Origin of the sequence: Synechococcus sp. R55.3 (genome assembly GCF_047461975.1) — a bacterium.
Classification (GTDB): domain Bacteria; phylum Cyanobacteriota; class Cyanobacteriia; order Thermostichales; family Thermostichaceae; genus Thermostichus.
Genome location: NZ_JANSIG010000079.1, coordinates 1 through 14532 on the forward strand (window position 1 = coordinate 1; position 14532 = coordinate 14532).

13 protein-coding genes and 1 pseudogene are annotated in these 14532 nt (G+C 60.3%); 6 read left to right on the forward strand and 8 right to left on the reverse strand.

Annotated elements, in window-relative coordinates:
• The first annotated feature begins 307 nt into the window (after nt 1-307).
• From NW849_RS11450 to proC, 4 genes are all read left to right on the forward strand, one after another.
• The gene (locus NW849_RS11450) at nt 308-508 is read left to right on the forward strand and encodes a hypothetical protein (protein ID WP_414357741.1); all 201 of its coding nucleotides are present in this window, start codon (nt 308-310) and stop codon (nt 506-508) included.
• A gap of 111 nt (nt 509-619) precedes the next feature.
• Complete coding sequence (locus NW849_RS11455; RefSeq protein ID WP_414357742.1) at nt 620-1303, forward strand: YggS family pyridoxal phosphate-dependent enzyme; 684 nt, start codon at nt 620-622, stop codon at nt 1301-1303.
• A gap of 581 nt (nt 1304-1884) precedes the next feature.
• Entirely contained in the window at nt 1885-2460 is a 576-nt protein-coding gene (locus NW849_RS11460; protein WP_011433347.1) for a cell division protein SepF, read from the forward strand.
• A 5-nt stretch (nt 2461-2465) separates the two neighbouring features.
• Nucleotides 2466-3269: a pyrroline-5-carboxylate reductase gene (proC, locus tag NW849_RS11465; protein ID WP_011433348.1), complete on the forward strand. Its 804-nt coding sequence runs from the start codon at nt 2466-2468 to the stop codon at nt 3267-3269.
• Here the strand turns inward: proC and NW849_RS11470 are convergent.
• A complete protein-coding gene (locus tag NW849_RS11470; protein ID WP_414357743.1) occupies nt 3266-4483 on the reverse strand; it encodes an NAD(P)/FAD-dependent oxidoreductase in 1218 nt (405 codons plus the stop codon). The two genes, proC and NW849_RS11470, sit on opposite strands and share 4 nt — an antisense overlap.
• Before the next feature lie 140 nt (nt 4484-4623).
• The gene (ruvX, locus tag NW849_RS11475) at nt 4624-5136 is read right to left on the reverse strand and encodes a Holliday junction resolvase RuvX (protein WP_414357744.1); all 513 of its coding nucleotides are present in this window, start codon (nt 5134-5136) and stop codon (nt 4624-4626) included.
• A 94-nt stretch (nt 5137-5230) separates the two neighbouring features.
• On the opposite strand from ruvX, the gene ahcY reads away from it, so the two are divergent.
• Nucleotides 5231-6511 (forward strand): adenosylhomocysteinase, encoded by a 1281-nt coding sequence (ahcY, locus tag NW849_RS11480; protein ID WP_414357745.1) that lies wholly within the window; start codon nt 5231-5233, stop codon nt 6509-6511.
• A 15-nt stretch (nt 6512-6526) separates the two neighbouring features.
• On the opposite strand, the gene NW849_RS11485 is transcribed toward ahcY, so the two are convergent.
• From NW849_RS11485 to NW849_RS11495, 3 genes are all read right to left on the reverse strand, one after another.
• Nucleotides 6527-7015, reverse strand: a complete 489-nt coding sequence (locus NW849_RS11485) for a hypothetical protein (protein ID WP_414357746.1) — start codon at nt 7013-7015, stop codon at nt 6527-6529.
• 9 nt (nt 7016-7024) lie between these two features.
• The gene (locus tag NW849_RS11490; protein WP_414357747.1) at nt 7025-8221 is read right to left on the reverse strand and encodes an ImmA/IrrE family metallo-endopeptidase; all 1197 of its coding nucleotides are present in this window, start codon (nt 8219-8221) and stop codon (nt 7025-7027) included.
• A gap of 335 nt (nt 8222-8556) precedes the next feature.
• Complete coding sequence (locus NW849_RS11495; protein ID WP_414357748.1) at nt 8557-9789, reverse strand: argininosuccinate synthase; 1233 nt, start codon at nt 9787-9789, stop codon at nt 8557-8559.
• A gap of 140 nt (nt 9790-9929) precedes the next feature.
• Here NW849_RS11495 and NW849_RS11500 point away from each other — a divergent pair, with 140 nt between their 5' ends.
• Complete coding sequence (locus NW849_RS11500; RefSeq protein ID WP_414357749.1) at nt 9930-11858, forward strand: FAD-dependent oxidoreductase; 1929 nt, start codon at nt 9930-9932, stop codon at nt 11856-11858.
• Between the two features lie 73 nt (nt 11859-11931).
• Here the strand turns inward: NW849_RS11500 and secF are convergent, their stop codons facing one another.
• The 3 genes and pseudogenes from secF to NW849_RS11515 all read right to left on the reverse strand — a co-directional run.
• The gene (gene secF / locus NW849_RS11505) at nt 11932-12933 is read right to left on the reverse strand and encodes a protein translocase subunit SecF (protein ID WP_414357750.1); all 1002 of its coding nucleotides are present in this window, start codon (nt 12931-12933) and stop codon (nt 11932-11934) included.
• Entirely contained in the window at nt 12930-14276 is a 1347-nt protein-coding gene (secD, locus tag NW849_RS11510) for a protein translocase subunit SecD (RefSeq protein ID WP_414331113.1), read from the reverse strand. Before secD ends, secF begins: the two co-directional genes overlap by 4 nt.
• Nucleotides 14277-14354: 78 nt before the next feature.
• A pseudogene (locus tag NW849_RS11515) lies at nt 14355-14532 on the reverse strand (RNA-guided endonuclease TnpB family protein); the annotation flags it as partial.

The following is a 14532-nucleotide window of genomic DNA, read 5'->3' on the forward strand; positions in this document are numbered from 1 at the left end:
GGACAGCAACGGCAAATCATCGGCGCCGATGTGGTCGAGCTGTCGGTCACGGGAGAACGGGAAACCGATCGCCGCAGTGCCTTCACCGTCGCCAAACTGGCCTACCAGATCTTGGCTGCGGCCTTGGGTTAAGCTCGAGAAGAGCTTGGCCGAGGATCCTCTGGTTTGGCTGCTTGCTCTGGAGTGGGAGCCAGTTTACAGACTAGGGTCAGGGTTTGCTGCATGGTAGCAGTTTATCTGTTTTGGATTGGAGGGCGGTGCTTCTCCCCACAGATAGATCTGGGGGCTTCCGCGCCGGGTTTTCTTGGTGAAATCGGTCCATCCCCGTCGTCCTGCTTTGGAACTTCCCACTGGGTTCTGGATCCCGTTGGTGGGCGGGGCACTGGTGCTGCTCCTCTTGGCCACCTGGCTGCAGTGCTTGGTGGTGGTGCCTGCCGGCACACGGGCTGTGGTGTTCAACTCTCTGACGGGGCTGAAGCCGCAACCGCTGGGAGAACGTATGCCTTGAAGCGGTAGCAGACAGTCCGCCGGCTCTGGGTTCTGCGAAAATCTATCCCAAAGCATTGCTGCCAATCGGAACGAGAATGGGGATAGCGATCCCCGGCCCGCTGACCTGACGATGCCCCTTGACGAGCAGCTCATCCACAGCCGCATTCAGGCCATCCGATCCCAGATCCCAGGCCATGTGGAGATCATGGCGGTGAGCAAAGGCTACACTGCCGACCACATCCGCGCCGCCTATCGGGCCGGGATCCGCCACTTTGGGGAGAGTCGAGTGCAAGAAGCCGCCGTCAAACAAGGGCAACTGCAAGATCTGACCGATATCGTCTGGCACTTGATCGGGCATCTGCAAACCAACAAAGTAAAACCAGCCCTTAAGCAATTTGCCTGGATCGACAGCGTCGATAGCTTGCGCCTGGCCAAGCTGATCAACCAAAAAGCCTGGGAGCTGCACCTCACCCCCAAGCTTTGCCTGCAGGTTAAATTGGCTCCGGATCCCAATAAGTTCGGCTGGCTCATCCCCGATCTGTTGCAGAGCCTCCCCGAACTGAACCAACTGCTGCAGGTGCAAATTGTGGGCCTGATGACCATTTTGCCTTTGGGCTTGAGCTCAGAGGCGGCCCTAGAGCTGTTTCGCAAGCTGGCCGAACTGGCCGATTACATCCAGCGCAGTGGCTATGAACATCTGCAGGTGCACACCCTCTCCATGGGTATGTCCGACGATTACCCCCTGGCGGTGGCAGCAGGCTCTAACTTGATCCGACTGGGGCGTGCTTTGTTTGCCGACGCCGAGCAGGAATAGATGTGACCTCTGTGAAGCCGTTAAATTTTTGTGTAAATATTTTGTGTAAAGCCGTGCAACTCCCCAGTCGCCCTGCGGGGCACCTTTGGGGCGAGAGTTCGGCTTGGATAATCAAAAGTGGGGGGATCCCGTCCAGGATTTGCCCTATTGGGGAAATTTTGGGGAAATTTGTAATCATTTGCGTTACTTCCGTTAACGTGGGCTCAATCCAGACGGGGAGCAGAGTTCAATCCTGCCAAACAACGGCTTGGCAAGTGAGATGACATCTTCACTTCTTCTGGGTAAACTCTAGTCGTCGAATCAATGGGGTTTTGTTAACCTACGTTAGCCCCCACCTGCTTCGGCAGCTTCCTGAGCAAACCCTGTCTCAGCCTATTGAAAGACTTTGACCGAGAATAAAAGGACGCCCCCTAGCTTGAGTGAGCCACTCAGGATCCAATCAAGAGCCTGAATCCTACGCTCGCCGTAAACCCATGACCTGTAGTGAGGATGTGCATATGAATGTCAATGGAATCTGGAGCAGGGTAAGAGATTTTGTGGGTCTGAATGATCCCGTGGACGGCCTGGAGGAGTACTCTGAAATGGAAGGGCAGGATGATTACCAACTGCTCTACGAGGGACGCCGTTCCCAACCGGCTGCTCCCCCCGAAGAGGAGGAAGTGAGTACCCTTCCGCGAGGGCGGCGGCAACGGGGAGTGGAAGCGGGGGAGGGCTCTGCCGGTCGAGAAGAGTCGCGGGGCCATCGGCGCAGTCAGCATCGGGATCGCTCAGCAGGGGGCAGTATGGGGAGCAACGTGATTGGATTACCGGGCGTAAACCCACCCACCAGTGAAGTGGTGGTGATGGAGCCGCGCAGCTTCGATGAGATGGCTCAGGTTATCCAGTACCTACGGGAGCGCAAGACGGTGATCATGAACTTGACCCTAATGGATCCCGCTGAGGCGCAGCGCTCTGTGGATTTCGTTGCCGGCGGCACCTACGCCATCGATGGCCACCAAGAGCGCATCGGAGAGAACATTTTTTTGTTCACCCCCAGCACGGTGATGGTTTCCACCCCCAGTAGCCAAGTGGTGCAGCCGCTGCAGCGCCCTTTGCAAAGCCCTACCCCCCTCTGGCCCAGCACCTATGAGCATCTGCAGGCAGTAGGTCAGCACTAGTTGCTATGGAGCGGCCACTGCTGAGTGTTATCGGGGGTGGAGCCATGGGATCCGCCCTGCTGCGGCGTTGGGTAGCTGTGGGAGTTTATCCCGCAGCGCAGGTGGCCTTGCGGGAGCCTGATCTGGATAAGGCTGTGGCCCTGCAGCAGGAGCTGGGTATCCGATTGTTGGCGGATCCATCCCAGGCGGGAGAGTCTGAGATTCTGTTTCTGGCCGTTAAACCGCAGCTCTTCCCGACAGTGGTGGCTGAGATGGGCCGGCTGTCCGCCACAGAGCTGGTGATCTCGATTATGGCCGGGATCCCCTTGCAGCAGTTGCAGCAGGCTTTTCCCAAACAAAAGGTGGTGCGCACGATGCCCAACACGCCGGCGCTGGTGGGGGCGGGCATAACGGCCATCAGCTACGGGCCAGGGGTGACGCCTATGCAGGTGGAGCAGGTGGAGAAGCTGTTTCGCGCGGTGGGCGAGGTGGTGACGGTGGCCGAAAGCCAGATGGATGCGGTGACAGCACTTTCGGGTTCCGGGCCGGGGTATCTGGCGGTGATTCTGGAAGGGCTGATCGACGGAGGGGTACAGGTGGGGCTGCCGCGTCCCATTGCTACCCAGTTGGCCCTGCAGACCTTGGCGGGTACTGCTGCCCTCTTGCAGCAAGAAAATCTGCACCCTGCCGTTCTCAAAGACCGGGTCACCAGTCCAGGGGGGACGACCATTGCCGGGATCCAAGCCTTGGAGCAGGCGGGGGTGCGGGGAGCCCTGATGCAGGCAGTGCGAGCGGCCTACGAGCGCTCTTGCCAGTTACAGGGATCCTAGCGGGCCAGCAGCCCTTGCCACAGGGGGCGGGTGATCCAATTCCATCCCACCTTGAGCTGGTGTTCCAGTGTGGGCAGGCGCACCAAATAGGCAGTTCGCCGGGCCAAATAGCCCAGGGGGCCGGTCAGTGTGAGGCCGCCAAGGGCAGAAAGCACCGCCGTATCCACCCCCAGGCTGAGCATTTCCCCCAGAGAAAAGTAGCGAAAGGGCAAGAGAGGCCGCTCCTGGGTGAGCAAAGCCCACAGGTTCCAGGCGCAATAACCGGCCTGTTGAAAAGCCGCTTGGGCTGTGGCCGGCACCGGCTTGCCCTCCGCATCCACCACCGCTGCTGCATCTCCCAAGGCAAAGATCTCTGGGAAGGTGGGGGTTTGTAGGGTGGACAAAACCTGTAGCCGTCCCCGCTCCGTTTTGGGCAGATCCAAATTGGCAATCACCGCTGCCGGTCGGGTTCCGACAGTCCACAGCACAGCATCCACAAGATCCGTAGCAATCTCCTGGCTCTCCAGTCGCTGGAGCTGCAGACGGAAGGGAGGGGCGCCGTTCTCGCCAAGGGCCTCGATGCCCAAGACCTTGGTTTGCAACTCCACCTGCACCCGCCGTTGGGCCAGCGCCTCTTGGGCCGCCTCCCGGCTGGAGAGAGCAAAGCCGGACAAGATTTGGGATCCCAACTCGATGAGGCGGATCCGTCCCCGCCAGCCCAGCCGATCCGCCAATTTGCAGGCCAATTCCACGCCACTAGCCCCTGCTCCTGCAATGGCCAGAGCCACAGGCTGAGCCGGATCCCGGTCTTCCAACGCCTTCAGGTGGGCGCGCAGCCGCTGAGCATCTGCCAGGGTGCGAAAGGGAAAAGCAAACTCCGCCGCTCCCGGAACGCTCTCCAGAGGGGTTTCTCCCCCCAGCGCCAGCACCAGCGCGTCGTACTCCAAGCTTTGCCCATCTTCCAGCTCCACGCGGCGGGCTTGAGGGTCAATGGCCCGGACGGATCCCCGGCGAAACTGCACCGATCCCGGGGGCAGCAGATCTTGAAAACGGGGGGCCACCTCCCAGTCTTCCATTTCTCCGGTGAGCAGCTCATAAAGCAGGGGGGCAAAGACGAACCGCTCCTGCCGATCGACCAAGGTGATCTGGGGTGGTTCTGGCCAGGGTTGCCGGCTCAGTTCCAAAGCTGTGTACAACCCGCCAAAGCCGCCCCCAAGAATGCAAATGCGATTCATGCTCGGATGGTTCACGTGACGTTATCAGACGTTATCAAAGTTGCGCGAAAGGCCCCGACTTAACAATCACACCCTGCTGATGCAGAAGGGGCAACGAGGGATGGCCCACCTTGGGCTTGAATTGATTTAAACTTTCCCGGCTAGACTTCTCCAGCGTAGTCTGTGTTGCCCCAGCTTTGCCAGCCCGGCATTTCCGACGGGGAAGCCCGTCGCTCGTCCAGCCAAGTTTGGAGAATTACCGCCGCCGACTGCTGATCGATTAAGCCCTTCTGGGCTTTGGCCGGGATCCCCGCCTCGCGCAGATCCCACTCCGCCTGCGCGGTGCTCAGGTATTCATTGACGGTAACAATGGGAAGATCCACGGCCACCTGCAAAGCGCGCACGAACCGCTGGACTTTGCGGGCCTGGGATCCCACCGACCCATCCGCCAGAAGGGGGATCCCCACCACCACCACGGTGGCCTGGCGGCGGCGGATCCACTCCTGCACTTGGGCAATATCCTCTGAGAGGGAACGGCGCTGGATCACCCCTAGGCCAGTAGCCAGCAGCCCCAGCCGGTCGGAGCCGGCCACGCCAATGCGGCGGTTGCCTACATCCAGCCCCAGCGCTGAAAAGGGATCCCTTGTGGCAGAATAGTTCAGGCTTATCGACATCCTTGCTGATCTTTATGGCTGCCTGGCCCCCTTTGGGGCTTGCAGTTTCCGTTCCCCTATCCTCTCTCGATGACCCTGTTTGGAGCAACACTCGATGACCAGCGCTACCCTGTCTCTCCCGAAGCATGAAGTGAAAGATCTGAACCTCGCCCCCCTGGGCAAGCAACGGATTGGGTGGGCGGCGCGGGAGATGCCGGTGCTGGCCCAGATCCGGGAGCGCTTTGCTCAAGAAAAGCCCTTTGCCGGGCTGCGCTTGGTGGCCTGCTGCCACATTACGACCGAAACGGCCAACCTGGCCCTGGCTCTACAAGCAGGGGGGGCGGATAGCGTTCTCATTGCCAGCAATCCCCTTTCCACCCAAGACGATGTGGCCGCCAGCCTGGTGGCGGACCATGGCATTTCGGTGTTTGCCCTCAAAGGAGAAGATGTGGCCACCTACCGCCGCCATGTCCAGATTGCCCTAGATCACCGCCCCAACCTGATTATCGACGATGGCGGAGATGTGACGGCGGAGCTGGTGCAGCACCGTCAGGAGCAACTGTCGGAGCTCATCGGCACCACGGAAGAGACCACCACTGGCCTGGTGCGCCTTAGGGCCATGCTCAAGGCGGGGGTGCTCAGCTTCCCGGTGATGACCGTCAACGACGCCGAGACCAAACACCTGTTCGACAACCGCTACGGCACCGGCCAATCCACCCTGGACGGGATCCTGCGCTGTACCAACATCCTTCTGGCCGGGAAGACGGTGGTGGTGGCTGGCTACGGCTGGTGCGCCAAGGGAGTGGCCATGCGGGCCCGCGGCATGGGATCCCAGGTGATTGTCACGGAAGTCAACCCGGTGCGGGCTCTGGAGGCGGTGATGGACGGCTTCCGGGTGATGCCGATGGAAGAAGCCGCTGCTCTGGGGGACATCTTCATCACCGTCACCGGCAACAAGCACGTGATTCGCGGCGAGCACTTCGACCGCATGAAGGATGGGGCGATGGTCTGCAACGCCGGCCACTTTGACATTGAAATCGACCTGGTGGCGCTGCAGGAGCGGGCCGTCTCCCGACAGACGGTGCGCCCCTTTGTGGAAGAATACCGTCTGCAGTCGGGCAAGTCAGTGGTGGTGCTGGGGGAAGGCCGCCTGATTAACTTGGCTGCTGCCGAAGGGCACCCCGCCAGCGTCATGGACATGAGCTTTGCCAACCAGGCCCTGGCCTGCGAATACCTGGTGAAAAACCGGGGCCGCTTGGCCCCAGGGCTTCACCCCATTCCTCTCGAGGTGGACGAGGCCATCGCCCGCCTCAAGCTCAAGGCCATGGGGATCCAAATCGACAGCCTCACCCCCGAGCAGATCGAGTACGGCAACACCTGGACTGCCGGGACTTGAGGGTGGGTGCTGGCGCTACGAACCTGAGATACATCCTAAAACCTGTCGCACCTGGGCCAACTCGTCAGCAGGGAGGCGAGCTTTCAACTCCTTCTCCCAGCGATCCAGCCAGTTGCACAGTACCTCCGGCAGACAAACCTTTTGGTTATGGAGCTCACACACTACCCAAAGGCTGCCGTGGACGACAACGCCGCTCTCCGCGCAAGCTCTGCGCAACCGGCCATCGTTGGAGAGGAGCGTAGAGCTGCTGGTACGGCAGTAGTGAAGACACAATGCGTCAGCTATCGACAACCCACTTTTCTTCAGAACCATTGCCTCTGGAAGCCACGTTTCCTGCACCTGGACAACCTGCACGCCCAAAGCAAGAACCTGGGACTTGCAAGGGTCATCGACTTCTGCCAGTACCACGTCAAGCACCTCCAGACTTGCCAACCTCGCTAAGGATTCCAGCCCCCCAACCTTGGCGAAGTCAATGAGGATGTTGGCGTCAGAAAGCAAGGTCATTAGGGGCTGCTAAAGAGCACTTGCGCCGTTCGACCACCAAAACGAAGCTCGCTTGCGGATATACTCCATTGAAACCCCCAGCACTTCTGCAGCTCGGGAAGCGCTCACAACCTCAAGGGAGAGAGCCTGAAACACCAGCCGCTCAAGGCGGGATTTGGGCAGTTGGCTCTGGTCGTTCTGCCAAGCCGGGTTGTAAAACTCGCGCCGTAGCTCAAGCGGCTCTTTGTCTTTTCCGTATTTCTTGTTCAGTACACCGATCTGTTGGCCACATTGCTTGCGAGAAATGATACCAATTTGAGCGGCTCGCACCAGGACAGTTCGCATGCTGACGCCGTAGCGGAGCTTGAGGTCAAGCAGCATGGCCTCAGGAACCCAGCGGTGGCGGAATGCCTGAAGTTCTCGCTCAAGGACGTCACGCGGCAGCAGCACTGCCCCGGCCAAATGGTTGGCGAGTTTCTCCCTAGTGCTCCGCACCGCTGTCACGAACAGCTTGCCATCCACAGCCTTTTCTGGGTGCGCGAAGTCCTGGCGATGGCAGATGAGGTGAGCCAACTCGTGTAGAGCGGTGAAAAACTGCCGTTCAACAGGGTGATTGTCGTTGACGACGATAACTGCTCCAAGCGACTCGGTGTAAGCTGAGAGCCCACTGACACGGGCTGGCAGGGGGGTCAGGAGGATCTTCAAACCGCGCTCCTCAAGTCGGGCAATGACATCTCCCAGAGGAGCATGTTCTACCCCTAGAAAGTCTCGCACGTCCCCAGCGTAGCGCTCCACTGCATGCGGATCATAGGTCTCCACCGGCATTTGGGGCGGTGACACAGCAACCTCACCAATCTCCTCCTCGATCTCGGCATAGGCTAGGGCTCGCTTAAGCACCAGAGCTTTGAGCGCGGGGGTGAGAACTTTTGGGTCATCTGCTCTAAATAACAGAGTCGGTTCCGTCTGCGCTGGCGGGATGGATCCCTTGGACTTGGCCTGACCATCACAGTCGGGCGGTGGGGGACAAGCGGCATTTTGTTCGAAGAAGACCTCAAGCGGCACCCCCAGCGCACGGGCAACAGCAGCCAACTGACCAATGGAGGGCATGCACTCCCCTTTCTCACAGGCCGCAATGGCCTGCAGGGGCAGCCCAACTTTGTTAGCCAGATCGGCCTGGCTTAAGCCCTTGTATTCGCGGAGTAACTGGATGTAACCAACGTTGATCATAGGCAGCACGATGTGCTCCACTGTAGTAACCCAAAGGCAGTCGGTGTTCATCGGCAGGCTTTCAGGGTGTTTATGGTCATTTCGACTCAAACTAGGCCGCTGTACCCACACCTAAAATGTTGACTGCACAGGGCCAGAAGGCTTTTCAAGGACTCCGTCCCGCTGGCGCGATCAATGGCCCAGGGGTCTCACCTTAACCTGAGAATCACTATGTTGATTTCGACTCCGACAGGCTAGCCAAAGGCCCACCAATCTGCTCAGGCAATCCGGAGAAGAGAGCCCATTGTTGCTCCATTGAGAACCTCAAAAGCCTCTAAACGACCACGCAGGAGTGCTTAATCACCACTGAGGCCAGGATGGGAGTCGTGGCCCCGGTGCACCTGGGCCCAGACACGGGTGGGCAGGCCCCAGATGTAGATAAAGCCTTCGGCGGCGCGGTGGTCGAATTGATCCCCTTCCCCGTAGGTGGCCAGCTCTGGGTTGTAAAGAGAGTAGGGAGAGCGACGGCCCACACAGACTGCCTGGCCCTTGTGCAACCGCATCCGCACGACACCGGTGACGCTTTTCTGGGTGGCGCGGATAAAGGCGTCCAGAGCCTCCCGCAGCGGCGAGTACCAAAGGCCGTTGTAGATCAACTGGCTGTAGGTGGTCTCGATGCCGTACTTGTAATGGATGACATCGCGGGTGAGGGTGAGGCTTTCCAGCTCGCGGTGGGCTTGGATCAAGACGGTTAAAGCGGGGCACTCGTAGATCTCCCGCGACTTGATCCCCACCAGGCGGTTTTCGATCATGTCAATGCGGCCCACCCCATGCAGGCCAGCTAAGGAGTTGAGCTGCTCGAAGAGGGCTTTGGGGCCAAGGCGCTGCCCATCCAGCCCGACAGGGATCCCTTGCTCGAACTCAATCTCCACGTAGGCGGGCTCGTCGGGTGTCTGGGAAATAGGCCGGGTGAGGGCATACACTTCCTCCGGCGGCTCCCGGTCGGCATCTTCTAGGATGCCGGCTTCAGCGCTGCGGCCCAAAATGTTGAGGTCGATGCTGTAGGGGCTGGACTTCTGCACGGGCATGGGGATCCCATAGCGCTCCCCGTAGGCAATGGTCTCCTCGCGGGTCATCCCCCATTCGCGGGCAGGGGCCAACACTTTGAGCTGGGGATTTAAAGCAGCAATAGCCAGATCAAAGCGCACCTGGTCGTTGCCTTTGCCGGTGCAGCCGTGGGCCACCGCATCGGCGCCCACCTCTTCCGCCACTTCCACCAGCAGCTTGGCAATCAGGGGTCGGGCCAGGGCCGTGGAAAGGGGGTAGCGCTGCTCGTAGAGGGCGTTGGCCTGGATGGCCGGGAAGGCATAGTCGGTAATGAGGGCCTGGACAGCCTCCCGCACCAGAGATTGCTCTGCCCCCGCCCTGAGGGCTTTGGCCTGAATGGCCTCCAGCTCCGCCCCCTGCCCCAAGTCGACTGCCAGGGCCACCACCGATTCCACCCCCCACTCGTGCTTGAGATAGGGAATGCAGACGGAAGTATCCACCCCGCCTGAATAGGCCAATACCACCTTCTTTGCCCGTCCCATGGGATCCCGCCGTTGCCGTTAAAAAGTTGCTAGCCCATTATGCCCTGTGGCAGGGATCCTGGCTGGCCTCAATGTCGGTTTCCTCAGCTATTCTCAAGGGGATTTCTCCTGCCGGGGAAAGGCCGGGGGTGTGAGTGAGCATGGCTGGCAAAAAGACGGCTGCGGCGTGCCGGGGATCTGAGCCCAAGCGAACTGTGGGTCTGGGGATCCTGTCGCTGCTGAGCTTTGTGGCCGGGATGGGGTTTGCCGCCCTCTCCCAGCCAGAGGTGGGATCCCCTGTTGCCGTCTCCGAGCCGGAGGTGCCCCGTTTTACCGCCCACGGTTGGCCCTTGTTGGATCCCTTGCCGCAGCCGGACGAGATTTGGGAGTGCGAGCTGGTGGTGGTGGGCGGATCCCTGGGAGGGGTGGCAGCGGCAGGCCATGCCATGCGAGGGGGGGTGCAGACCTGTCTCATCGAGCTCACCCCTTGGCTGGGGGGTCAGATTACCTCCCAGGGGGTATCGGCCATTGATGAATCGCTGCCGATGCGGCAGCGGGGCAATTTTTCCCGCCACTGGCTGGAGTTCAAGGCCTTGATCGAAAGCCAGCCGGTGGATCTTCCTGCTTGGACAGGGATCCCGCCGGGAACCCGCGTGGCCGAGATCAACAGTTGCTGGGTGGGAGGGCTGTGTTTTCCGCCTCAGGCGGGGCTGCAGGCGGTGGAAACCTGGCTGCAACAGGCAGCCCAAAATGCCCCCAACAGCCGCTGGGCTACCCAAACGGCTTTCAAGGGGGCCACCTTCAGCGCCGATGGATCCCGGATTGAAAGCATTTATGCTGTGCAGCGGCAGCCGCGGGATCCCAACTTTGTGCCGCCGGGACGGCTGTGGCGGGAGCTGGTGAGCTGGTATGGCTGGCAGGAGACGGAAGTTTTTGCCAAACGGGTGTTGAGGCTGCAGGCACCACCAGGCCGCAACCTGTTTGTTATCGATGCCACCGATACCGGCGAGCTGGTGGGCTGGGCCGGGATCCCCTATCGGCTGGGTTCGGAAGGGCGAGACGTGACCGGAGAGCCCAATGCCGCCCCCGCCAGCAACCCGGAGTGCACTCAAGCCTTTGCCTTTCCCTTCGTGCTGGCCATCCACGACGATGGCGGTCGCTCCCGAGCAGAGCTGGCCCAACTGCAGCCGGGCTATTCCCGCGCCGAACACCGCCGCGAGTTCGACATGGAAGGTTTCCCCACCTTCAGCGGCCAGAGCTTTTTTAATTACCGCCGCATCGTCAGCAAGGGTCGCCGGGATCCCTTCTACAGCACGCCTGTTCCAGGCGACCTGACGCTGGTGAACTGGAACCGCGGCAACGACTGGGGGATCATGAACCCGCCCCTGATCCTGACGGAAGAGCGGCTAGTGGCCTCAGGGCAGCGCCACAACTGGCTGGGGGGCCTGGATGTCTCGGCCATCAAAGATGGAGAAAACCACGCCCTGCTGTTTGCCGAGTGGCTGATGGAAACTCAATCCCGCTCTGGCTATCCCCTGTCCTTGGTGTTTGCCGAAGAGTCCTTGCTGGGCACTCGCTCTGGCCTTAGCCTCTACCCCTACATCCGCGAAGGTCGGCGCATCCTGGGGCGATCTGCCTACGGCCAAGCGGAGTTCCTGATGTTGGAGCAGGATATTCGCGTCGGCACCGCCGGGGGGCGGGACTTCAGACCTACCGTGGTGGGGGTTACCCACTACGCCATCGATATCCACGGCTGTCGCTACCGCAACTGGGAGCCCTCTCTTTCGGCCAGCTCCGCGCCAGTCAACGAGTTTTCCGTCCGTCCCATTCTCATTCCCTTGGAAGCCCTGATCCCGCAGAAGGTGGATAACCTGCTCATCGGCGGCAAAGGGATCGCCGTCAGCCACATTGTCAACGCCGCCACCCGCGTGCATTACGGTGAGTGGACCATCGGCTCGGCAGCAGGCCTGACCGTGGCTTGGCTGCGCAGTCAAGCTCCCGGCCTGATCCCAGCTCAGATCGTACCGCAAGGCAAAATAGCCGATTTACAGCGCTACCTGATCTCCCATGGGCAAAGACTGCAATGGTGAACCCAGAGGACACCGTCTCAGCGCGAACGACAGATCCCCACCCAATCGACCCAATTTTTCCGATATCGGGGCCCTAGCCCTCAGAGGGAAGTGAATCGGGATCCCTGCCTGCGCGGGCATCTTCGCTACTTTTGCCATAGCGCTGCTGCCGCCACCACACCAACAGGGGGCTGGCGATAAAAATGCTGGAATACACCCCCAAAGTAAAGCCAATGAGCAGGGCAATGGCAAACCCCTTCAAGGTAGCTCCCCCGAAAATGGCGATGGCAACTAGGGGCAGCATCGTCGTCAGGGTGGTGTTCAGGGAGCGGGCAAAGGTCTGGTTCAGAGATAGGTTTACCACCTCGGCCAGGCTGACCTTGCGGCTCACCAGACGCAGATTCTCGCGGATGCGGTCGTAGATGACCACGGTGTCGTTGACGGAAAAGCCGATGATGGTCAGCAGCGCCACCACAAACAGGCTGTCCGCCTCCATACCCACCGTCAGGCCCAAAAGGGCAAATAGCCCTATCGTCAACACTACATCGTGCAGCAGCGCCACAATGGCAAACACCGCGTAATCCCACTGGAAGCGCAGGGCCAGGTACAGCACGATGAGCCCGAAAGAGATGAGCACGGCCACGATGCCGGAACGCAGGAGCAGACGACCCACCGTCGGGCCAACCGTCTCGACCAGATTGCGCTGGAAGGGGGCAACCTCCTGCCGCAGGGTGGCTTCCACGGCCAAGCGCTCCGTCTCCGACAAAGGGGGCATGCGGATCAGGGCTTCCTGGCCCGTTTGGGTGTCCAGCTGGATGATGCTGGTGCCCAGGTTGTGTTCCTGCAGCGCCCGTCGCAGCTCCTCGGTGGTGACAGGCCGCTCAAAGCTCAGATCCAGCAAGGTGCCGCCGGAAAAATCCAACCCCAGCCGCAGGGGAGTTCCCAGAGAAGCCAGGGAAAAGGCCATGCTGACCAGCCCCACCAGCAGCACCGCCAAGGACAAGCTGAACCACAGCTTGCTCCGTCCAACAATGTCGAAGCGATAGTCGAGCAACCGAGAGGCGGGATCTACGGGGGATAGCTCTTGAGCCGTCATGATTGGGCCGCCTCCATCCGAACGCCGTAAAACTCAGGTTTGCGCAAGCTGGGGATCCCCATTGCCGCCAAGAGCAGGCTACGGGTGCAGGTGATGGCCGTAAAGAAGCTCACCAGAATGCCAATGCCCAGGGTTACCGCAAACCCTTTCACCAGTCCCATCCCCAGCCAGAAAAGCACGCCACAGACCAAAAGGGTAGTCACATTGCTGTCCAGGATGCTGCTGAAGGCGCGGTTAAACCCTTCCGAAATGGACTTGTAGATGGATTTGCCGGCCCGCAACTCTTCTTTGATGCGCTCGAAGATCAGCACATTGGCATCCACCGCCATGCCGATGCTGAGGATAAAGCCGGCGATCCCCGGCAGAGTCATGGTGACCCCCAGCAGTTGGAACAGAGCAAAGGTACAGAGGGCGTAGATAAGCAGAGCAATGTCCGCAATCAGCCCTGGCAGGCGATAGTAGGCCACCATAAAGAGGAAAACCAGCACCAGGCCCCCGATCCCGGCATAGAGGCTGCGGCGCACGCTCACTTCCCCCAAAGTGGCCCCGACAGTGCGATTTTCAATCACCTGAATGGGAACCGGCAGCGCTCCTGCCCTGAGCTTGACCGCCAAGTCAGTGGCGGTTTCCACCGTAAAATTGCCCGTGATCACCGCCGTCCCGCCGGTGATGCCGGTGCGGGCAAACTCCGGCCCCACGATCGGGGCACTGATCAACACGTCGTCCAGAAAAATGCCCAATGGACGTTCTGTTCCGGCCAAATCTCGGGTGAGCTGAGTAAATTTTTCTGCCCCCTCCGGCTTGAACTCCAGCAACACTTCCCAACTTTGGGATCCGCGGCGAGGGGCTTGGGGATAGGCATTGCGCAGCAGATCCCCGGTGAGGCCGACCCGCTCAAACAGAGTATCCGGATCCTCCCCCGCTGTTATCTCTCCCCGCTCGTTGCGGGGCAGCGCGCCGACGGGAACCAAGCCCTTGCGAAACTCCAGTTGGGCTGTATCTCCAAGGAGAGCAATGGCCCGATCCGGATCCGCCACCCCCGGCAACTGCACGAACAGGCGGTCTTGGCCGCTGATCTGCACCAGAGGCTCAGCCACCCCCAGCCCGTTGATCCGCTGCTGGATGACGGCCTCTACCCCCTGCATCACTTCGGGGGTGATTTCAGGCACCTCCTCGGTGGGCACAGCTTGTAGCGTGAGCTGGGTTCCTCCCTTGAGGTCAAGGCCAAGGCGAACCTCCCGGCTGAAGCCCAAGTAAACGAGGGCAACCACCACGGCCAAGATGAAGATCAGCCCTCGCAAAAAGGAGAGCCGACTGAGCCACGAAGCTGAGGATCTAGCCATACTGCTGAGAAGGTGAGGAACACGGTCGCACTCGATCTGAGGCTCTTAGGATTTTGGCACTTTGTAAACTACCCGACCCTACACCGCCTTAGCAGTGTAGCGCGGGCTTTCAGTAGCCCTGAGCCTGTTATGCTCTACCAGAGAACAAAACAAGCCCGAACCTCTAGGCTGGTTTACGACAGCCCCCAAAAGCGCAATCACATTCGCACCATTCAAATCCGCATCCCCTTCCCATCCACAGTGTCCACACTTAAAC

Excerpts from the sequence above, each read along its gene's own strand:
- NW849_RS11455 (WP_414357742.1), top strand. The coding sequence starts at position 620 with ATGCCCCTTGACGAGCAGCTCATCCACAGCCGCATTCAGGCCATCCGA.
- NW849_RS11460 (WP_011433347.1), top strand. The coding sequence starts at position 1,885 with ATGGAAGGGCAGGATGATTACCAACTGCTCTACGAGGGACGCCGTTCC.
- proC (WP_011433348.1), top strand. The coding sequence starts at position 2,466 with ATGGAGCGGCCACTGCTGAGTGTTATCGGGGGTGGAGCCATGGGATCC.
- NW849_RS11470 (WP_414357743.1), bottom strand. The coding sequence starts at position 4,483 with ATGAATCGCATTTGCATTCTTGGGGGCGGCTTTGGCGGGTTGTACACA.
- ruvX (WP_414357744.1), bottom strand. The coding sequence starts at position 5,136 with ATGTCGATAAGCCTGAACTATTCTGCCACAAGGGATCCCTTTTCAGCG.
- ahcY (WP_414357745.1), top strand. The coding sequence starts at position 5,231 with ATGACCAGCGCTACCCTGTCTCTCCCGAAGCATGAAGTGAAAGATCTG.
- NW849_RS11485 (WP_414357746.1), bottom strand. The coding sequence starts at position 7,015 with ATGACCTTGCTTTCTGACGCCAACATCCTCATTGACTTCGCCAAGGTT.
- NW849_RS11490 (WP_414357747.1), bottom strand. The coding sequence starts at position 8,221 with ATGATCAACGTTGGTTACATCCAGTTACTCCGCGAATACAAGGGCTTA.
- NW849_RS11495 (WP_414357748.1), bottom strand. The coding sequence starts at position 9,789 with ATGGGACGGGCAAAGAAGGTGGTATTGGCCTATTCAGGCGGGGTGGAT.
- NW849_RS11500 (WP_414357749.1), top strand. The coding sequence starts at position 9,930 with ATGGCTGGCAAAAAGACGGCTGCGGCGTGCCGGGGATCTGAGCCCAAG.
- secF (WP_414357750.1), bottom strand. The coding sequence starts at position 12,933 with ATGACGGCTCAAGAGCTATCCCCCGTAGATCCCGCCTCTCGGTTGCTC.
- secD (WP_414331113.1), bottom strand. The coding sequence starts at position 14,276 with ATGGCTAGATCCTCAGCTTCGTGGCTCAGTCGGCTCTCCTTTTTGCGA.